19 protein-coding genes, 3 tRNA genes and 2 pseudogenes are annotated in these 18,373 nt (G+C 50.3%); 3 read left to right on the top strand and 21 right to left on the bottom strand.

Annotated features, from left to right (window positions below):
- Positions 1–86 precede the first annotated feature (86 nt).
- From ACTJJI_RS12425 to ACTJJI_RS12415, 3 genes and pseudogenes are all read right to left on the bottom strand, one after another.
- Positions 87–1,226: an acyltransferase family protein gene (locus ACTJJI_RS12425; protein WP_440654271.1), complete on the bottom strand. Its 1,140-nt coding sequence runs from the start codon at positions 1,224–1,226 to the stop codon at positions 87–89.
- Entirely contained in the window at positions 1,226–3,655 is a 2,430-nt protein-coding gene (locus ACTJJI_RS12420) for a phage tail fiber domain-containing protein (RefSeq protein WP_440654269.1), read from the bottom strand. The genes ACTJJI_RS12425 and ACTJJI_RS12420 overlap by 1 nt, the downstream gene beginning before the upstream one ends.
- A gap of 20 nt (positions 3,656–3,675) precedes the next feature.
- Positions 3,676–4,047, bottom strand: a pseudogene (locus ACTJJI_RS12415) (phage terminase large subunit); the annotation flags it as partial.
- Between ACTJJI_RS12415 and ACTJJI_RS12410 the strand changes: the two are divergent.
- Positions 4,039–4,305: pseudogene (locus ACTJJI_RS12410) on the top strand (integrase); the annotation flags it as partial. The pseudogenes ACTJJI_RS12415 and ACTJJI_RS12410 overlap by 9 nt on opposite strands.
- 126 nt (positions 4,306–4,431) lie before the next feature.
- On the opposite strand, the gene ACTJJI_RS12405 reads toward ACTJJI_RS12410, so the two are convergent.
- The 6 genes from ACTJJI_RS12405 to uvrY all read right to left on the bottom strand — a co-directional run bounded on the left by ACTJJI_RS12405 (position 4,432) and on the right by uvrY (position 7,968).
- A tRNA-Leu gene (locus tag ACTJJI_RS12405) sits at positions 4,432–4,518 on the bottom strand.
- Between the two features lie 11 nt (positions 4,519–4,529).
- Positions 4,530–4,603, bottom strand: a tRNA-Cys gene (locus tag ACTJJI_RS12400).
- Between the two features lie 46 nt (positions 4,604–4,649).
- Positions 4,650–4,725 (bottom strand) — tRNA-Gly (locus ACTJJI_RS12395).
- A 152-nt stretch (positions 4,726–4,877) separates the two neighbouring features.
- On the bottom strand, positions 4,878–5,426 hold the full coding sequence (gene pgsA / locus ACTJJI_RS12390; protein WP_046888002.1) for a CDP-diacylglycerol--glycerol-3-phosphate 3-phosphatidyltransferase: 549 nt from the start codon (positions 5,424–5,426) through the stop codon (positions 4,878–4,880).
- Positions 5,427–5,482: 56 nt separating this feature from the next.
- Positions 5,483–7,315, bottom strand: coding sequence for an excinuclease ABC subunit UvrC (gene uvrC / locus ACTJJI_RS12385; RefSeq protein WP_013096027.1), 1,833 nt, complete (start codon positions 7,313–7,315; stop codon positions 5,483–5,485).
- Positions 7,312–7,968 (bottom strand): UvrY/SirA/GacA family response regulator transcription factor, encoded by a 657-nt coding sequence (uvrY, locus tag ACTJJI_RS12380; protein ID WP_013096026.1) that lies wholly within the window; start codon positions 7,966–7,968, stop codon positions 7,312–7,314. The genes uvrC and uvrY overlap by 4 nt, the downstream gene beginning before the upstream one ends.
- 400 nt (positions 7,969–8,368) lie before the next feature.
- Between uvrY and ACTJJI_RS12375 the strand changes: the two genes are divergently transcribed.
- Positions 8,369–8,449 carry a hypothetical protein gene (locus ACTJJI_RS12375; protein WP_418250438.1) on the top strand — a complete coding sequence of 27 codons (81 nt, stop codon included), beginning with the start codon at positions 8,369–8,371 and terminating at the stop codon, positions 8,447–8,449.
- The gene (locus tag ACTJJI_RS12370; RefSeq protein ID WP_014832453.1) at positions 8,436–8,660 is read left to right on the top strand and encodes a DUF2594 family protein; all 225 of its coding nucleotides are present in this window, start codon (positions 8,436–8,438) and stop codon (positions 8,658–8,660) included. The genes ACTJJI_RS12375 and ACTJJI_RS12370 overlap by 14 nt, the downstream gene beginning before the upstream one ends.
- A gap of 65 nt (positions 8,661–8,725) precedes the next feature.
- On the opposite strand, the gene sdiA is transcribed toward ACTJJI_RS12370, so the two are convergent.
- The 12 genes from sdiA to ACTJJI_RS12310 form a co-directional block, all read right to left on the bottom strand.
- Positions 8,726–9,448, bottom strand: coding sequence for a transcriptional regulator SdiA (gene sdiA / locus ACTJJI_RS12365; protein WP_014832454.1), 723 nt, complete (start codon positions 9,446–9,448; stop codon positions 8,726–8,728).
- A gap of 221 nt (positions 9,449–9,669) precedes the next feature.
- Positions 9,670–10,422 (bottom strand): L-cystine ABC transporter ATP-binding protein TcyN, encoded by a 753-nt coding sequence (tcyN, locus tag ACTJJI_RS12360; protein ID WP_047360947.1) that lies wholly within the window; start codon positions 10,420–10,422, stop codon positions 9,670–9,672.
- Positions 10,419–11,087 (bottom strand): cystine ABC transporter permease, encoded by a 669-nt coding sequence (gene tcyL, locus ACTJJI_RS12355; protein WP_013096022.1) that lies wholly within the window; start codon positions 11,085–11,087, stop codon positions 10,419–10,421. The genes tcyN and tcyL overlap by 4 nt, the downstream gene beginning before the upstream one ends.
- A 21-nt stretch (positions 11,088–11,108) precedes the next feature.
- Positions 11,109–12,095, bottom strand: coding sequence for a D-cysteine desulfhydrase (gene dcyD / locus ACTJJI_RS12350; RefSeq protein ID WP_440654265.1), 987 nt, complete (start codon positions 12,093–12,095; stop codon positions 11,109–11,111).
- Between the two features lie 107 nt (positions 12,096–12,202).
- Complete coding sequence (gene tcyJ / locus ACTJJI_RS12345) at positions 12,203–13,003, bottom strand: cystine ABC transporter substrate-binding protein (protein ID WP_014832457.1); 801 nt, start codon at positions 13,001–13,003, stop codon at positions 12,203–12,205.
- 86 nt (positions 13,004–13,089) lie between these two features.
- Positions 13,090–13,641: a flagella biosynthesis regulatory protein FliZ gene (gene fliZ, locus ACTJJI_RS12340; protein WP_014832458.1), complete on the bottom strand. Its 552-nt coding sequence runs from the start codon at positions 13,639–13,641 to the stop codon at positions 13,090–13,092.
- A 54-nt stretch (positions 13,642–13,695) separates the two neighbouring features.
- Complete coding sequence (locus tag ACTJJI_RS12335; protein WP_013096018.1) at positions 13,696–14,415, bottom strand: RNA polymerase sigma factor FliA; 720 nt, start codon at positions 14,413–14,415, stop codon at positions 13,696–13,698.
- Between the two features lie 149 nt (positions 14,416–14,564).
- The gene (locus ACTJJI_RS12330) at positions 14,565–15,302 is read right to left on the bottom strand and encodes a class I SAM-dependent methyltransferase (protein WP_046887999.1); all 738 of its coding nucleotides are present in this window, start codon (positions 15,300–15,302) and stop codon (positions 14,565–14,567) included.
- Complete coding sequence (locus ACTJJI_RS12325; RefSeq protein ID WP_083021071.1) at positions 15,299–15,751, bottom strand: GNAT family N-acetyltransferase; 453 nt, start codon at positions 15,749–15,751, stop codon at positions 15,299–15,301. The genes ACTJJI_RS12330 and ACTJJI_RS12325 overlap by 4 nt, the downstream gene beginning before the upstream one ends.
- Positions 15,748–16,713 carry a hypothetical protein gene (locus ACTJJI_RS12320; protein ID WP_063426108.1) on the bottom strand — a complete coding sequence of 322 codons (966 nt, stop codon included), beginning with the start codon at positions 16,711–16,713 and terminating at the stop codon, positions 15,748–15,750. The genes ACTJJI_RS12325 and ACTJJI_RS12320 overlap by 4 nt, the downstream gene beginning before the upstream one ends.
- Complete coding sequence (locus ACTJJI_RS12315) at positions 16,707–17,669, bottom strand: glycosylase (RefSeq protein ID WP_046887996.1); 963 nt, start codon at positions 17,667–17,669, stop codon at positions 16,707–16,709. The genes ACTJJI_RS12320 and ACTJJI_RS12315 overlap by 7 nt, the downstream gene beginning before the upstream one ends.
- A gap of 1 nt (position 17,670) precedes the next feature.
- Positions 17,671–18,369, bottom strand: a complete 699-nt coding sequence (locus ACTJJI_RS12310) for a WbqC family protein (RefSeq protein WP_046887995.1) — start codon at positions 18,367–18,369, stop codon at positions 17,671–17,673.
- Positions 18,370–18,373 lie beyond the last annotated feature (4 nt).

Below are 18,373 nucleotides of genomic sequence, written 5' to 3'. Positions count from 1 at the left end.
AGGTCAAAGAGCGGTCGGAATCCCGACCAAAGTAAAAAGCCCACCGAAGTGGGCGGGCTGGTTAAAGTATCTATTTTGCTATTTATCTATAAAGCTTGGGTTGAATCTATAATAATACGGTTGCTTTCCAAACCATTCTTCTTTTTGAACAGCCATGATCTCATTTTCTCCGTATTTACTTCAACAAGAAGATACATGATAATGCCAAAACCAATCACACCTGCAAACATGAATGCAATAGAAAACGGTGAGTGAGTACGTGGCATTACAAAATTGTAAATGTAATTATATAAATATATAGAAAATGAAGACTGACCAATTAAAAGAATAACAGAAAGTAATTTAGACTTACTATCATCCGTAATCACACCCCCAATTTTTAACATAATTATTCCATAAGTAAACGCGATAAGCATTTCATACATTTTTTCATTGTTGCCGCCATCTACTTTATAGTTTATCAAAAGAATAAACGCAGGCACTGCAATGTAAATTATTTTTGTGAGATTTATCACTTTTAATATAAATTCTCTGTGCGAATACAGAACCCATCCGTATACAAAAAGAATCAAATATTTAATAAGCCCCCATTTATATACAATGCTCAAATCACTTCCATAGGTTGCAATAGACATACCCAGACAGACCAGCAACACTAATAAAGATGAAAACAGCCCCCTACATAATGCGATGATAAATGGAAGGATTAGATAGAACTGCATTTCAACCCCAATAGACCAAAACACTCCAGAAATACCGAAGAACGTGTCCTGAAAAAGATTGTGAGTAAAAGTAAGATGAGTGACAATATCTCTTATTTCGGTTGACTTAGGCGCTATCTTATACACATTGATTATCAATACCCAAACAGCAATTGATATATAATAAGGAGGTGCTATTCTCATTAGTCTCTTTAACGAATACTTTATATAATTAGGTATACTGAGGCCATCTTTGAAATCACGCTCTGTAGACATCCCCATACAATAGCCAGATATAATAAAAAATATCCCAACGCCAACCCATCCATTTGCTAAAAAACCAAATATATCAAAATCCCCTACGGGGTACGTAGGAAGAGAGGGTCCCCGCGAGACATGAAATAATGTGACGAGCATCACAGCAAGCGCTCTTGACACATCAATCGATACATTTCTGTTCAATTTTTCACCTAAATAATTGTAAGATATTTCTGTATCTATAGCCCATCCTTGGGCAAATATCATTAATTTAATTTCGCTCTTATGGCAGCGGTTGTACTTGCCCCAGTGTTGACATCAACAACTACTCTAAAAGAAAGGGTGGTGGTGGTAGAAGAGTTCGGGACGTAATATGCATACTGAAGCCCTGCATATGCAGTTTGGCCCGCAGGGTTAGTATTGACAAGAGAAACGGACACTTCTGCAACAGTAGGGATGTATGGTAAGTTCAACCCACTTATTGTCACTGTCTGCATTGTAGATACTGTAGTGCTAACGCTTCCTGCTGCACTCAAACACACTTGTCTATTGCTGCCAAACGGTGATGATATTTCCAATAAGCCTTTCTGGTGAGGTGTGGCATTAGTGCTGTATAGAGCCTCAACACTCGCAACATTGTCAGAATAAAAGATTTTACCGTGCATTAATGGTTGGCTGGCGTTGCTACTCCATCTCAGCGCGAGCGTGCACCTTCTGACGGAGCATTGAATTGATGTTATGCTACCAGGTTGTGCTTGTATTGCACAGCTTGTGCTCCCGTCAGATGCTGTTCCCAGAAAACCAATTATTTCAGATCCTGACGTTATTGAATTATTTGAGTCCGCACATATAATACCGATTCCGCCTAGCGCTGGTTCAAGGAACCGCGAACGATGTAATTTCAACCTTACAGCATTGTTCGCCCCAGAAAGCGCAATATGAGTACCATTAAAGTTAATGAGCGGATTTGCGGTACTTTTAACGTAGTTGAAAACTTTAATAAATCCATAATCACTTGGGATTGCACCTTGAGTGCCCTCTATGCTGGCACCGCTTTCAATAATTACAGCGGGAGGATATGTTCCATACGCAGTGTGCAACGCAATAGTTTTATGCTGACTAATGTCGTGGAAGTCAATTTCTCCCCCCATAACAAAGCTGGTCGGTCTGAACCACGCGCCGATCATCATGGACTCTATAACCATGCGATCGTAATGTATCCTTGATGGATATTTTGAATAATCAGAGTCACCGGTCACAAGTCCATAGCAAACATAACTTCCATAAATATGTTTTTGTGATAAATCTGCCCCCTGCTTTAAATACAGTCCACAAGGATATCTCCCACTATCATAAAATGAGTTTGGCTGTGGGTTTGAGTCGCTGTAACCATACCCAGGGAAGCCTGAAAGAATATTTCTATAAACAGCATCATGATCTGCCAAAACAATGCCATCATTGCCGCATCTTTTTACGCAAATTGTACTGTTTTCATAAACAGCCCAGTCTCCCTTATCTTCGGGGAAATCATCAGGATCACCAGCCGCTCCCATTTTTACGAAACCTACACCGGGGACTAACTCTATATCAATATCGTTTACGTAGTTACCCCAGCCAGCAATCAAAACACCATTGCCGGAATCGATCGAAGCCGTCCCGCTAAAATTATCAAAGTTTCCGTCGAATCCAACGCCTTCGATGACGAACCCCCAGCATCCTTTCACCCCGCCACCATAATCGCCGCCGTCCCGGAACGCTACAAAATCGTAAGTATAAAGAACATCAAGCCCGCTCCAGCCATCCCGCGCTTTGATCCGGGAGTTTATTGAACCCTGTCCTTTTAGTCTGACAAAGTCTTTTCCTACCAGGTTATCAGCCCGGTATTGTTTTGCAGCCAGATGAACATCCCCCCCACCAATTCCCGCCATATAATCAATAGCCGCCTGAATTGCCGCTGTGTCGTCAGTAACGCCATCGCCAACAGCGCCAAACTGTTCCGGCGTTACCCAGTTGATTACATCAGACAAATTACCCTGAGGCTGCACACCTATGCGGCACGCACCAGTGGGTTTGGCTAATTCGATCATGACATCAGAAGCAGAACCCGAAGCAGGCAATACGGTAATGGACTGTCCTGAGGCATTGAACGCCAGTAATTTGTTTGCACGCTGATCTACCGGAGGGAGAGCAGAAACAAAACTTTCAGGAACCCGTAGCGCGCGTACCAGACTGACATTATCAACATAGTTCTTTGTTGCTGCGTCCTGCGCATCAACCGGATCGCCGAGGTTAGCAATACGATATCCTTCGGCGTTGAAGGGGCCACCTAACAGAGGGCGACGAAGTGCCAGTCCCAGATAAATAAAGGAGCGCTGAACTGCCATCCACAGGCGGTCAAAATCTTTGTTTACCGTGTCGGCCAGCAGATCGCCGTTGTCCTGATAATCAGTAAGCCTGTATGTTGGTACAACACGCTCCAGCATTACCACAGACCCGCTTGCTGGTGGCGTAAGGAACGTAACATCACCCCCTCCGATGTTCCCGACGCCTGTAACAGAATATCCGCTGGTAACTACGGTACCGTTGATACGGATCTGAATATCACCGGCGTTGATGATATAGAACTCAAACGGGAAAACGGTCGTCAGACCGTTGGCATTATAAATAATATAGGGCGTCTGGTTGGGTACCGACATGATGCGAAACCTCAGGCAGGTTAGTGATCGACGTCGACCAGATGATCTCCGTCACTTAACTGCCAATCTTCGCGCGCATGTCCGGTCGGAATCCCGACCACTTTCCCGATACGCACCGGGGTCTGGCTGATAGCGCCAGCGCCTGAGTCGATAAAGTCATCTGGCTGGTTGGTCAGCGCCGGGTTAAAGTCCCGCATCTGATCGTAGACAGGGCCGTCTAGCACGTCGGTATGCGCCCACAGGAACCGTGACGACAACTGCGCTTCAAATGCATCAAGGATACGCTTCTGCTTGTTGGTAACGCTGAATTCTTCCCGTACGCCGCAGCCGGTTCCTTTAAGCGCCTGACGCAGCAATTTACCCGCAAAGCTGCCCGGGCCGTTAGCCTTTATGTAATTCACCAGTAATCTGGATCTCGCTATACGCGTGATGCATTCAATGCTCAATGGATGAAGGCAAAAAAGGTTGCTGCTGAAAAATTTCCTGAGCTCGAATTTAACTTCACGTTCCATGATCTGAAAGCTAAAGGGATATCTGATCTGGAAGGAACGCTGCATGAAAAACAGGAAATATCAGGCCACAAAAATGCTTCGCAGACTGCAAGATATAACCGCAAAATATCTGTAGTGCCGGTGGTTGGGGGGCAGTAATGCCCTCTTTCTGTGGTGAAGTCGAATGGCGAAAGAATGGCGAATGGCAAAAAACAGGCAATAAAAAACCACCTTTCGGTGGTTTATACGACACTGCTTATCATTGATTTTATTCTAGTTTTCCCATGGTAGCCGGAGTGGGACTTGAACCCACACAGCGCGAACGCCGAGGGATTTTAAATCCCTTGTGTCTACCGATTCCACCATCCGGCCAGGGAAGAAAGTGGAGGCGCGTTCCGGAGTCGAACCGGACTAGACGGATTTGCAATCCGCTACATAACCGCTTTGCTAACGCGCCGTAAAACTTTTTAAACTGACACCCGCGATTGCGCATGTCTTTAATCTGGAGCGGGAAACGAGACTCGAACTCGCGACCCCGACCTTGGCAAGGTCGTGCTCTACCAACTGAGCTATTCCCGCATGTCATCAAGTTAACTGCTAACCACTTGATTTCATTATCGTCCGGCTAACTGTGCCGCCGTTCGATGCGTTGCATTCTACTGATATGACGTGATGAGTCAACGTTATTTTTTACATCCCCGGATCGTTTGCTGAAAATTACGGCGAAACGATCACTGTTCAAGCAAATCTCCGCGTGCCGCGTTCAAATACTGCAGCATTGACCACAGTGTCAGCACCGCGGCAACCCACAGCAGGCCGATTCCCGCCCACTCTACCCAGGCGTTCGGACGCCACAGCATCCAGACCAGCGCCGCCATCTGCGCGGTGGTTTTCACTTTCCCGATCCAGGATACCGCCACGCTGCTGCGTTTACCCAGCTCAGCCATCCATTCACGCAGTGCAGAGATGATGATCTCACGTCCGATCATGGTGGCGGCTGGCAGAGTCACCCACCAGGTGTGGTAATGTTCAGCCACCAGCACCATGGCAATAGCCACCATCACTTTATCGGCCACCGGATCGAGGAAAGCACCAAAACGGGTGCTTTGGTTCCAGCGGCGCGCCAGATAGCCATCAAACCAGTCGGTGACCGCGGCAACCAGGAAAATCAGCGCACAGGCGAACGGTGCCCAGACAACCGGCAAATAAAACGCGAGTACAAAGAACGGGATAAGCACGACGCGAAAGAGAGTGAGCAACGTAGGGATGTTATATTGCATAATGACGGTAACTATTTGTTGTCAGTAAAATTTAGCTCTATGTTGCTACAGAGCCCTCAATGTTTCAACGAGTAGTAGATCTTTTCTGCCAGCCCTTGCGAAATACCCGGCACTTTTGCAATTTCTTCCATGCTGGCGTTGAGTAGTCCTTGCAATCCGCCCATATACTTCAGCAGCATCTGGCGACGTTTTGGCCCAACGCCTTCAATGGTCTCCAGGGTACTGGTATTTTTCACCTTCGCCCGTTTTTTACGGTGGCCGCTGATGGCGTGATCGTGTGACTCATCGCGAATATGTTGAATAACATGCAGTGCCGGGGAATCCGGCGGCAGGCTAAAGCCCTCACCTTCCGGCTCGAAGAACAGCGTCTCCAGCCCGGCTTTACGATCGGCCCCTTTTGCCACCCCTAACAGTAAGGGATGGTTTTTATCCCAGCTGACATCAAGGGATTCAAAGACCGCCTTCGCCTGGCCAAGCTGCCCTTTCCCACCGTCGATCAGGATCACATCCGGGATCTTGCTCTCTTCAATGGCTTTACCATAGCGACGGCGCAGCACCTGATTCATTGCCGCATAGTCATCCCCCGGGGTGATGCCGGTGATATTGTAGCGACGATACTCTGCACGCAGCGGACCGTTCGCATCAAACACCACGCAGGAGGCAACGGTCTGCTCCCCCATGGTATGGCTGATGTCGAAACACTCCATGCGTTTCACTTCCGGCAACTTCAGGAGCGTCGCCAGCGCCGTTAAACGCTGGCTGACCGTCGACTGCTGGGATAGTTTTGTGCTCAGCGCTGTCGCGGCATTGGTGCGCGCCAGCTTCAGATAACGCGCACGGTCGCCGCGCGGTTTGGTCTGGACATTCACCCGGCGTCCCGCCAGTTCGGATAAGGAATCCGCCAGCAGGGTTTTATCGGCAAGATTAAAATCAAGCAGGATCTCCGAGGGCAGCGTGCGCATCTGGCTCCCCTGCAGATAAAACTGGCCGACAAAGGTTTCAACCACTTCACCCAGCTCCGTACCGCCAGGCACTTTCGGGAAATAGCTGCGGCTGCCGAGCACTTTTCCCTGACGGATAAACAGCACATGCACGCAGGCCAGACCGGCATCAAAGGCAACACCAATCACGTCGAGATCGTCACCGGTGTTCGAAACAAACTGTTTCTCCGTCACCCGGCGCACCGCCTGGATCTGGTCGCGTATCCGCGCAGCCTCTTCAAATTCCAGTGCGGCGCTGGCCTTCTCCATACGGGCAATCAGCTGGGTCAGCACCTGATCGTCTTTACCGGCTAAAAACAGGCGCACGTACTCAACCTGCTGCGCATACTCCTCTTCACTCACCAGCCCGGCGACGCAGGGCCCCAGGCAGCGGCCAATCTGGTACTGCAGGCACGGGCGCGAGCGGTTACGGTAGACACTGTTTTCGCACTGACGAACAGGAAAGATTTTTTGCAGCAGCGCCAGCGTCTCACGCACGGCATAGCCGTTAGGAAACGGCCCGAAGTATTCACCCTTCGCATGTTTCGCACCACGGTGCATCGCGAGCCGGGGATGGGTATCGCCGCTCAGAAAAATAAACGGGTAGGATTTATCATCCCGCAACAGCACGTTATAGCGCGGCTGATAGAGCTTAATATAGTTGTGCTCGAGCAGGAGTGCTTCAGTCTCCGTATGGGTGACGGTGACATCAATATTCTGGATGAGCGCGACCAGCGCTTCAGTCTTACGGGAGGCAAGGTTGCTGCGAAAATAGCTGGAGAGGCGTTTCTTGAGATCTTTCGCCTTCCCCACGTAGATAACCGTACCGCCAGCGTCATACATGCGATAAACGCCAGGCTGGCTGGTCACGGTTTTCAGAAATGCTTTTGAATCAAATACATCACTCACTGACTTAATAACGTCTCCGCATTACACAGACCATGACGGATGGCAAGATGAGTCAGTTCAACATCACCGTGGATGTTCAGTTTACTGAACATCCGATAACGATAGCTGTTCACCGTTTTCGGGCTGAGATTCAGTTGCTCCGAAATCTCATTCACCTTCTGGCCTTTGGTGATCATCAGCATAATCTGCAATTCACGCTCAGACAAACTGGCAAACGGAGATTCGGTTTTCTCCGGCTCAATCTGGCTCAGCGCCATTTGTTGCGCAATGTCGGAAGCAATATAACGCTGGCCGGCAAAGACGGAGCGAATCGCGTTCACCACTTCCTGCGGCGCGGCACCTTTACTGAGGTAACCCGCCGCGCCCGCCTGCATCACCTTCGCAGGAAGCGGGTTTTCGGTATGCACGGTCAGCATGATGACTTTAGTGTCAACAAAGGTACGCGCGATTTTGCGTGTTGCTTCAAGTCCACCGATACCGGGCATGTTCATATCCATCAACACCACATCGGCTGAATTGGTGCGGCACCATTTTACCGCATCTTCGCCGCAGCAGGCTTCACCGGCAACTTTAATACCTTTTATATCTTCAAGAATGCGTCGTATCCCTGCGCGCACCAGTTCGTGGTCATCAACAAGAAGGACGTTGATCAAAGGGAATGTCTCCAGAATAGGGATAACGCTACTGAGTGATAATGAGGTTTATATTACCGTTTTTCCTCACAAGATTAAAACGTTAAAAAACCGGCTATTCGATTTCGCTCTCGTTTTTGGAAATTAGCCTGTACAGCAGCTGGAAAGAAAGCCCGCTCAGCAAGCGCTTGTACGGCTTTTTTTAAGCATCTGTATTCAAAAAGTTACAAAAAGCGGACACCCCTCACGGGTAAAAAAACAGTTCTCAAATTTTTGTAACAATAATTAACGACAAGCGAACCGTCCATAAACAATTAATAATGTTCGACCGATGAGCAGTTTACTGGCAGGCGGTGTTTATGCAAATAAACAACCTGCGTAAAAGTATGAAAAACAACCGCTGCATTTTTTGGATCAGCTTGTGGTATACTCCGCCGCCTTGACTTGCATCATCGCGCGCGAGCGCTGTTTTATAACGAGGAAAATAAATGAGCACACCTGAATTTGCAACTGCGGAGAATAACCAGGAACTGGCCCAGGAAGTCAACTGTCTGAAAGCGCTGCTGACGCTGATGTTACAGGCAATGGGCCAGGCTGACGCCGGACGTGTGATCATTAAAATGGAAAAGCAAATCGCGCAGATGGAAGACCAGGCTGAGTCAGCCGTATTTGCCAATACCGTTAAGCAAATCAAACAAGCTTACCGCCAGTAAAACAAACGGCTGGATGCATTGCATTCAGCCGTTATCTCGTCTGGCACGCAGAACGTTCTATCCGCTCAGATTAACCCTGTCGCCGCCGCATAACATGCAATCTGCGTCTTGTTTGGCGCATTGAATTTCTTCTGCATATTCTTTTGATGGAAGTTAACGGTATTCTCCGAGATAGAGAGAATGATCGCTATTTCCGCCGACGTCTTCCCTTCCGCGGTCCATTTCAGAATTTCACGCTCACGTTTGCTGAATTTCATTTCAGGTGGCATCACCATCTCATCTTCGAAACGCAACAGGGTGGTTAACGCCATTTGCAGCAGCATTTGCAACCGCAACTCTATTTCTTCGCTCCCTATTCCCCCCTCCAGTATGCTAGTACGAGAAACGGAGAGGAAACCGAGCGCGTGATTTGGCAGCATCAGACACTGGGTTATTCCCTTACGCAAGCCGTGGTCACGTGCGCCATTCCATAATGCCTGGGCATCCGCGAATAATTCATCCGTCCAGGGTAAATGGCCCTGAATGAAATTCTCCGGTTTCAGTACCGGATCAATGGCGAAATAATTCTCTGACTGATAATGCGCCATCCACCGTTGTGGATACGTAGCGTGAACAGATATCTTTGGCCGCGTAAATGGCACAGGATGGCGCACACAGAGTGCGTAATAATCAAATTCGAGCGCCTGAGTTTGTCGCTGTAGTTCCTGATATACCTCACTGACACAGGACAGCGCCTGAAACCGGAGGAAGCATTCCCGTCGCCAGGTAAAAAAGTCTGAATCCTTCATACTTACTAAATGAAGCCTCTGAAATGATATTCATTATTAAGGTGAATATAACCTAACACATAAAACTTATTTCTAACCACAAAATATCGGCAATAGCACAATTAACTTTAGTTTTGATAAGGTTTATCTGAACTAAGCGGAATAAAAAAACATGAGAGACGACGCCGCGAGAGGATAATTTGCTCCAGAGGACAAATCTGGAGCAAATGCGCGCAAAAATGCTACTGCATAAGGAATTTTTCAAGGAATTGACGGGTTCGCGGCTGCTGAGGGTTGGCAAATAAACTTTTTGCCGGTCCCTGCTCCACAATCCGCCCCTGATCCATAAAAATGGCCCGGTCTGCCACGTCGCGGGCAAAGCTCATTTCATGGGTCACAATCACCATGGTGCGTTTTTCCTGTGCCAGCTGACGAATGGTGTTCAGTACCTCGCCCACCAGTTCAGGATCGAGCGCCGAGGTGGGCTCGTCAAAGAGGATAACATCCGGGCGCATCGCCAGCGCGCGGGCTATCGCCACACGCTGCTGTTGTCCACCCGACAAACGACGCGGATAGCTGGTCTCTTTCCCGGCCAGCCCGACCTTTGCAAGCAACTCACGTGCGCGCGCCGTGGCCTCCTCTTTCGGTTCACCTTTGACGATCACCGGTCCTTCAATAATATTCTCCAGCACCGTCCGGTGCGGGAACAGATTGAAGTTCTGGAAAACAAACCCTACGTGCTGGCGCAACTGGCGGATCAGACCTTTTTGCTGGCTGATGGATTTACCGGTATCAATGGTGATCTCCCCGACCCGGATGGTGCCGCCCTCCGGCTGTTCAAGCAGGTTAATGCTGCGCAGCAGCGTGGTTTTTCCTGAGCCGCTCGGGCCGATAATCGCCACCACTTCACCCTTTTCAACCTCCAGATCGATTCCGTGGAGCACCGTTTGCCCGTGGAATTTCTTCACCAGGTTTTTAACGTCGATAGCACTCATTTTGGATCACGCTCCTGGCGGTTAAGCTGGTTTTCAAAGTAGTTTTGCAGGGCAGACAGCACCGTCGCCATCACCCAGTAGATCAGCGAGGCCGCGAGGTACATGGTAAACACTTCAAGCGTGCGCGAGGTGATAAGCTGCGCCTGACGGAACAGCTCCGGCACCTGAATCGTCGCCGCCAGCGAGGTGTCTTTCACCAGGCTGATAAAGCTGTTGCTGAGCGGCGGCAGCGCCACCCGTGCCGCCTGCGGCAGAATGGCCCGGCGCAAAGTCTGCCACGGTGTCATACCGATACTGGCCGCGGCTTCCCACTGCCCTTTATCAATCGACGAAATAGCCGCGCGCAGGGTTTCCGAGGTATACGCTGCCGTATTGAGCGACAGGCCAATCATTGCAGCCGGGATCGGATCCAGCTCAATCCCGAACTGCGGTAAGCCGTAGTAGATCATAAAGAGCTGCGCGATAAGCGGCGTACCGCGAAACACCGAGATATAAAAACGAGCCAGCCAGCGCACCGGCCAGACGGGTGACATACGCATTAAGGCCAGCACAAACCCGAGTACCAGGCCGAAGAACATGCCACCAATACTGAGCTGTAATGTAAACACCGCGCCTTTCAGCAGGAACGGCAGCGAATCGATAACCAGTTGAATACTTTCTTGCATTATTATTTTTCGACCTGATTTTTAGACATGAGGATGATAGGCAAACAGCGCGGGCGCCCCGCCGGTGTGCACAAATAAAATCGGCCCTTCATCCTTAAAGCGTTTCTGCGCAATCCCATCAATAAGACCGGCCATCGCTTTGCCCGTATAGACCGGATCAAGCAGTATCCCCTCGAGGCGCGCCAGCAGTTTAACCGCTTCCATCCCCTCTTCGTTCGGCGTGCCGTAACCCGGCGCAAAATAGTCGTCCCAGAGCAGAATATCGGCCTTTGCCTTCAGCTCCAGCTGCCCGGCCACCGCCTGCTGCAAGCTCACCACTTTGGGTTTCTGATCTGCAACGCTGCGCGATACCGTTACACCAATCAGCTCCACCTCCGGCAGCAGTTGCTCCAGACCGACGGCCAGCCCCGCGTGCGTCCCCGCACTGCCGGAAGCAACCACCACTGAGGAGAGGCTTACCGCCCCCTCACAATGCTGAGCAATTTCCAGCGCGCTTTCCACATACCCCAGCGCACCCAGCGCATTCGACCCGCCCACTGGAATGACATAGGGACGGAAACCCTGTGCTTCCAGACGTGTGGCCAGCTCATCGAGTTGTGCGGTCGGGTCGGTTAACGCGTCGACCATTTCAACCTGGACATTAAACAGATCCAACAGCAGACGGTTTCCGTTGGTCAGGTAGTTTTCTGCCCGCGTACCGATTGGGTTTTCCAGCAATGCCACACAGTGCAGCCCGAGTTTTGCCGCCACCGCCGCCGTCTGACGAACGTGGTTGGACTGAATCGCGCCTGCGGTGATGAGGGTATCAGCCCCTTCGCGCAGTGCGTCAGCCGCCAGAAACTCCAGTTTGCGCAGCTTATTGCCCCCCATTGCCATGGGCGTCACGTCATCGCGTTTAATAAAAATATCGCGCCCTAAATAGTCAGAAAATCGCGGCAGATACTCCAGCGGCGTCGGCGCGCCGATAAATTCCAGGCGGGGAAAACGCGTTAAATTCTGTAGTGACATGGGTTCTCCGGTAACTCAGACAAAATGTGATATTTTTCATTATGCACGCAGACGCGTAAGAAATAAAAAAGGCGCTTTTAAAAGCGCCTTTTTTTAACGTCACAGACTTATTTGGTGACGTCTGCCCCAAACCACTTCTCAGAAAGGGCTTTCAGGCTGCCGTCTTTTTGCATATCAGCAATCGCGGCGTCGATCGCCTTGACCAGGTCTTCGTTACCTTTACGGATAGCAATACCGGACTCCTGACGAGAGAACGCATCACCGGCGACTGCCAGGGTGTTGTTGGTTTTCTTCACCAGATCCAGCGCCGCCAGACGGTCAACCAGGATGGCATCGATACGGCCAACGCGGAGATCCTGGTATTTTGTCGGGTCATCATCATAAGTGCGGATATCCACACCCTGAACGTTCTGGCGCAGCCACTCTTCGTAGTTGGTGCCCAGACCGACACCGACTTTCTTACCTTTCAGGTCCGCGGCAGTTTTGATTGAGCCTTCGTTACCTTTCTTCACCAGCGCCTGGATACCGGACACGGTGTACGGCGTGGAGAAGTCATACTTCTTCTTACGCTCGTCAGAAATGGTCACCTGGTTAATCACCACATCAATACGTTTGGAGTCCAGCGACGCCAGCATACCGTCCCATTTGGTCGGTTTCAGGGACGCTTTTACGCCAAGGTGTTTCGCCAGTTCTTCCGCAAATTCCACTTCGAAACCGGTCAATTTACCGTCATCGCCCTGGAAGCTGAACGGAGGATAGGTTCCTTCCAGCCCGACCAGCAGCGTACCGCGCTCTTTCACTTTATTAAGCAGGTTCTCTGCGGCGAACGTTTTCACGCTCATGCCTGCGACCAGCGCAACGGCCATGACGCCCATCAGTGCCTGACGACCCAGAAGTGCTAATTTCATAAGTACCCCGATATAGTGGAATTTTTGAGTAGTGTAGAGAAATCGCCTGCAAGGTCAAAGGCGACTGCGCTACATCTTATTCTTTTTTAATATATATCAGAAGTTGTCCCGGCGTGGGCTTTCTGCTTTACCGCACCGGGCATTTGTACCTTATATTGTGCGTACTTGCGCAGCGCAATACGGTAGTTGTTGGTGCTGGTTGCAGGCAGCCACGGCTCCAGGTTTTCATCCAGATAACCGGTCTTGAGCAGATCGCGAGAAATATTGTTCACGGTCAGATGCTGCCCCAGGCGACGCAGGCGAACCACGTATTCGCGCACGGTACCGTGGCTCATCTCCGTTTGTTCAAACAGGAACTGTTTGAACCCGATAATATCGAAGAAGTCGCTTTGCTCTTTGCAGTGGAGATCGCCACAGAAACGGCAAAGCGCCACCCACTCTTTCTGCTCTTCGCGCCACGCGGCTTCATCCATCAACGTGTCGAGACGAGAAATCGCAATTTTATTGACGATTTCGCCACGACGAACCAGCGTGATACGATCGAGTAACTTGTTACAGTGGGCGCAATGCGTCTGGCTGTGTTTAAAGTCTTTCAGGTAGCGGCTTAAAGGCCGTCTTTTAGATTGCTGCACCGTCATGATAACTCCTGGTTGTCAATACGTTGTGCGGCATTTTTCAGATGAATCAATCACCTATAACTTACCCAGTTTGGTTCGTAAGCGTTTAATGGCCTGGCTGTGCAGCTGGCTCACCCGCGACTCCCCCACTTCCAGAACAGCACCAATCTCTTTGAGATTGAGCTCTTCCTGATAATAGAGGGTCAACACCAGTTGTTCGCGCTCCGGTAAAGCTTCAATGGCTTCCATGACGCGCTGGCGTAAATTACCTTCCATTAAATGGTGTAACGGGTTTTCTTGCTGGTGCTCATCCGTCACCAGCTCGATGCTATCGCCATGCTCTTCGCGCCACTCGTCATAAGAGAAGAGTTGGCTATTATTGGTATCGAGCAACATCTGACGATACTCTTCAACAGGAATTCCAAGCCGTTCCGCCACTTCCGTTTCCGTAGCGTTGCGTCCCAGTTCCTGTTCCAGCTGCCCCATCGCATGCGCCACTTCGCGTGCGTTGCGGCGAACACTGCGCGGCACCCAGTCCCGGCTGCGCAGCTCGTCCAGCATCGCGCCACGAATACGCTGAACTGCGTAAGTGGTAAATGCCGTTCCTTGCAGAGCGTCGTATCGGTCAACTGCATTCAATAACCCGATACCGCCCGCCTGTAGCAGATCGTCCAGTTCCACACTCGCCGGCAAACGCACCTGGAGGCGCAATGCTTCGTGACGCACCAGCGGGACATAACGCTGCCACAGCGAGTGTTTATCCATTACACCTTCAGCGGTATAGAGTGAATTCACGATAAACAGCCCTGCGTTAGTTGAGTTATCGGCATGATTATCCGATTCTGCAGGGCGTTCAATTGGGTGAATAGTGGGTAAAATAAGGGGTTATTTGGGGGGTTACCGATGCATGTCGGGATAACATGCATCCTGCAGTAAGAATAACGTCAGCCTTTTTTACACAGCAAGAATATGCTGGAACATAAATCAGGGTATTGATGGCCTAACTCGTAGCAGCCCTCAAGATATTCCTTCGAGATGATATCTGTCTGTAAAAGTTTGTCCCACTGGAAATTAGCAAGCGCCTTGAAAAAAATACCCGTGCGATACACAACGTTGAGTCCCGCAAGACGGGCATCTCTCTCAAGCGTATCCAGAGAATAAGTACAACGATGGCCATGCTGATACTCAGCCTCCGTCACCGCACTATTATGCGAAATTAATCCCATTTTAACGGCAATCTGTCGGGACGCGGCATGCGCATTAGGACAGACCAGAAAAAAGTGTCCATCATCCGTTAGCCATTCATCATTAATGCGTTTTAAGAGGTTAACGGGATCGTCAATATGCTCCAGCACATGGGTGAGAACAATATTGTCATAACGCGCAGGAAGCTGAACATCCTCAAAGCGGGAATGGACAAACGAGACGTTTTTTCCCAGGCGCTCACGGGCGATGGTCATCGCCTCTTCGGAAGCTTCCACGCAGGTGATGGCGTTGAATTTTTCAGCCAGGCGTGCGGTAAAATCACCTTTAAAACTACCCAGTTCAAGTAAATTACCCGGCTTAAAGAACGGTGTGAACGCACGGATCATAAAAGGGTGCATCACATCAAAATCAAAGTTATAGGCATACTGATGATCGGCAGTGTCTTTGATTTCCAGATTGTAATCACGAAGGGTCATGTTGTTATCTCACTCTGCAAAGTCATGGTTATCTTTGAAGCGTTTGATCGTCCGAAGATAAATCCATGCTTTAGATATAAACGTTGCGCCGACACGTTATTCTTATCGACTTCAAGATTAATTTCAGTCACACCCAGGGACTGTAAATGTTCAATGCTTTGAATTAATAGCTGACTACCCACACCGCAATGCTGAGCGTCAGGCAAAACGGAAACATTCGTAATAAATCCCTGCTGACGCTGCGCGTTGTAATAGGCTGCAACCAGTCCGGTGAGCGTGGTGTTATGCCAGGCTTCGGTTCGCCATGCCCGCTCCGCTATTTTTTTGGCATAGTCCTGCAACGCGATTATTTCGGTAATAGACGCGACAAATAGCGGGTCACACTGATTAAAGTGTTCGACGATCTCCTCCGGTGAGGCGCGGTTCTGGCAAAACGCCCAGCAATTCATAACACCAGTTCCGCCAGGCCAAACCCTGCTTTGCCAAACGCATTACCGTTATAAAGCAAATAGACTTTTTCATCGCAGCGGAAAAGATGGGGATAGCACTGCATTTCGCTGTCCCAGTCATCCACGGACGCGAGCGACGCCATCTGGCTATCATCACGATGCCAGTGGTGTAAATCATCAGACCAGGCATAGCCCAGACGATAACCGCGCCCCTGCCCTGTGCGGAAATCGAAACACTCCCGGAAGCAAAAGACCATATGATACCGGCCATTGATTTCAATCACCGTCGGCAGCGCCTGACATTCGTCTTCCCCCAGCACCGAAGGAATGATTTGCTGGCTGTCACGCTGCCAGTGGATGCCATCGTCTGATTCCGCATGGGCAATTTTATAGATGCGATCCGGCACCGAATCCGGCGTGCGCTTTTTCCAGCCCGTGCCAAAGATGTACCACATATGGAAACGTTCACGGGTATGGATAACAAAGGCATCACCCACTAAGTGCGGCTCGTGCAATGAGGGGCCCATCACCGGCCCGGTACCGATGCGGGTGAAGTGTTCGCCATTGTCCGTACTTACCGCAAGACCAATGGCCGTATCAACCGAGACCGAAACGCGACGGTTCCACCCGGTTGTCCAGGCCATGATTTTGCCGTCGTGACGCAGAACGTTGCAGGGGAAAATACCGTGCTCGTCGAATGTGCCCAGTTCAGCAGGAGCAAGCACCGGCTCGGGACTGATGCGCAGCACCTCCCGCAGCGATTTATCCATATCCACATAGCAGACGCGGCTGATGAACTTTGCTGAATGCTCCTCCCGCTCGCGGGTGGAAAAGTAGATGCGGACAAAGTCATCAAATACCAGCGCTTGCGGAGACTGGGCAAACCCCACCCCATTTGCCAGAGGAGGAAACTGTGACGGCGAATAAATAAGCCCGTGCTTACGCCAGTTCAGGGTTAGCATAATTTGCCCTCAAGTTGTGCCAGTCCAAAGCCATATCGCCCCACCTGATCCCCCAGATAAGCCATATAAACAGTGCCATCCAGTTCGAATACGTGTGGGTAGCTGATCATCTCGGCATCCCATCCGGAAGCAGACACATCAATGCCGGCTTTGCTGTCATCCCGATGCCACGTGATCATATCCAGACTCCACGCGTAGCCGATCCGGTAACCGTTCTGTTTCCCGCGATAATGGGCGCTGTAGCGGTAGCAAAAAAACATATGGTATTTGCCGTTGGCGTAAAAGACATCCGGACTGGCCTGCGCCTCATCCTCTTCGATACGGCTGGGGATCAGATCTTTATTCAGTTTTGTCCAGTTGATGCCATCGTCAGACGTCGCCATGCGGATCTTGTAGACCGGCTCTGCACGGCCATCCACCTGCTTCCATTTGCGACCCGCGATATAAAAAAGCTGCCACTGGTTATTGAACCTGCGAATTTTTGGCCCACTCATCACAAACGGCTCATCCGGAGAGTAACCGATTGCCGGCCCCGGGCCCGCTTTAACGAAGGTCTCCCCCTGGTCATGGCTTACTGCCATGCCAATCGCCACGTTGAACGGCACCGATTCGCAACGGGTCCAGCCCGCATACCAGGCTTTTACCACATCGTTATCGCGCATCACGGAGACGGGATAGGTTCCAAATTCGTCGAACTCTCCGTATCCCCCCAACGGGAGGATCGGTTCGTGGGCGACGCGCAACACGTGGAAGAGATCGTCACGTGCCAAATCCACCCAGGCGGAGTAGCTGACATATTTTCCCTGCTCATCGGCAGGTGGGCGGCAGGAGAAATAGACACGCACGAAATCATCAAAGATCAGCGTCGCCGGAGCCTGCGCAAACTCTTTAAGCCAGGGGCGATGAGTCACCTCCTGCGGGGTAAAGACCTTACCCAATTTTTTCCATGTAAACATATTAAATTAACTCATAACCATGCTGGAGGCGACGAACCACCTCATCACGAGGGTTAAACATCATGACGTCAATAATCGACAGCCAGGGAATAAACGCCGCGTCAGAATGCGGGTAGTGCCACGGCTGCGGCTGGATAAATTGCAGCGCAAGCCCACGATCGACAAAATCCTGCCGGGAATAGAGCGCCATGCCCCCCGGGGGATTAATATACGTACGGGCGTTCATCACCTGACAAATATCGATGACGCGATCCTGAGACTTTAATGCGTGATTCGCCGGTAACGCAGACGAGACAATCAGCTCGCAGGAGAAGCCGAAATAATCCCGTAGCCTGGTCAGGCCCTGCCACAGATAATTAAACAGGTTATCGTCCGGGTTCTGAATAATCTCCTCAACCACCGGCATTACCGCAGAAAATGACGGTGCGTGGCGATACGCGCCGACAATCTGATTGCACAGCTTGTTGCGGTCAAACGCTGCCGAAAGCTGCCGCTCCCTGATATCCAGAAAGTCCGAGTCCTTTTTTAGCGGCAGTGAGATTAACGACTCCGTACCGCGAACCTGGATACGGTTACGGTTAATCCACCCTTTTTTCGTGTACTTGATGTTGTCATACACCACGAAAGCATCAACGGCCGCCATAAGCTGAAAATAACCGCAGTACGGGAAAAAATAGGGTTGCATAATCGCCAGCTTCATCGAT

Origin of the sequence: Enterobacter sp. 22466 (assembly GCF_052044775.1) — a bacterium.
GTDB lineage: Bacteria > Pseudomonadota > Gammaproteobacteria > Enterobacterales > Enterobacteriaceae > Enterobacter > Enterobacter dissolvens.
The sequence above is the reverse complement of the archived record's forward strand: the minus strand, read 5'-3'. Positions and strand labels throughout refer to the sequence as shown.

Coding starts and splice junctions, on each gene's coding strand:
- pgsA (WP_046888002.1), bottom strand. CDS start 5,426: ATGCAATATAACATCCCTACGTTGCTCACTCTCTTTCGCGTCGTGCTT.
- tcyL (WP_013096022.1), bottom strand. CDS start 11,087: ATGCAAGAAAGTATTCAACTGGTTATCGATTCGCTGCCGTTCCTGCTG.
- ACTJJI_RS12315 (WP_046887996.1), bottom strand. CDS start 17,669: ATGTTTACATGGAAAAAATTGGGTAAGGTCTTTACCCCGCAGGAGGTG.
- tcyJ (WP_014832457.1), bottom strand. CDS start 13,003: ATGAAATTAGCACTTCTGGGTCGTCAGGCACTGATGGGCGTCATGGCC.
- ACTJJI_RS12330 (WP_046887999.1), bottom strand. CDS start 15,302: ATGACCCTTCGTGATTACAATCTGGAAATCAAAGACACTGCCGATCAT.
- ACTJJI_RS12325 (WP_083021071.1), bottom strand. CDS start 15,751: ATGAATTGCTGGGCGTTTTGCCAGAACCGCGCCTCACCGGAGGAGATC.
- ACTJJI_RS12320 (WP_063426108.1), bottom strand. CDS start 16,713: ATGCTAACCCTGAACTGGCGTAAGCACGGGCTTATTTATTCGCCGTCA.
- fliZ (WP_014832458.1), bottom strand. CDS start 13,641: ATGACGGTGCAGCAATCTAAAAGACGGCCTTTAAGCCGCTACCTGAAA.
- dcyD (WP_440654265.1), bottom strand. CDS start 12,095: ATGTCACTACAGAATTTAACGCGTTTTCCCCGCCTGGAATTTATCGGC.
- ACTJJI_RS12425 (WP_440654271.1), bottom strand. CDS start 1,226: ATGATATTTGCCCAAGGATGGGCTATAGATACAGAAATATCTTACAAT.
- ACTJJI_RS12370 (WP_014832453.1), top strand. CDS start 8,436: ATGAGCACACCTGAATTTGCAACTGCGGAGAATAACCAGGAACTGGCC.
- ACTJJI_RS12310 (WP_046887995.1), bottom strand. CDS start 18,369: ATGAAGCTGGCGATTATGCAACCCTATTTTTTCCCGTACTGCGGTTAT.
- tcyN (WP_047360947.1), bottom strand. CDS start 10,422: ATGAGTGCTATCGACGTTAAAAACCTGGTGAAGAAATTCCACGGGCAA.
- sdiA (WP_014832454.1), bottom strand. CDS start 9,448: ATGAAGGATTCAGACTTTTTTACCTGGCGACGGGAATGCTTCCTCCGG.
- ACTJJI_RS12420 (WP_440654269.1), bottom strand. CDS start 3,655: ATGTCGGTACCCAACCAGACGCCCTATATTATTTATAATGCCAACGGT.